The organism is Paenibacillus sp. TSM33, from assembly GCF_056099025.1.
Genome location: NZ_JBLZXB010000089.1, coordinates 1 through 227 on the forward strand (window position 1 = coordinate 1; position 227 = coordinate 227).

Below are 227 nucleotides of genomic sequence, written 5' to 3' on the forward strand. Positions count from 1 at the left end.
TTTCAACATGCGTGGGTTCGGGCCTCCAGTGCGTGTTACCGCACCTTCACCCTGGACAGGGGTAGATCACCCGGTTTCGGGTCTACGTCCACGTACTCAGTCGCCCTATTCAGACTCGCTTTCGCTGCGGCTTCAGCTCTTCACCTTAACCTTGCACGGGAACGTAACTCGCCGGTTCATTCTACAAAAGGCACGCCATCACCCCTAAAATGGGCTCTGACTTCTTG

At 55.5% G+C, this 227-nt stretch carries 1 rRNA gene; it reads right to left on the minus strand.

Annotation, left to right across the window (positions count from 1 at the left end):
- A 23S ribosomal RNA gene (locus tag ACN6NF_RS26020) occupies positions 1-227 on the minus strand; the annotation flags it as partial.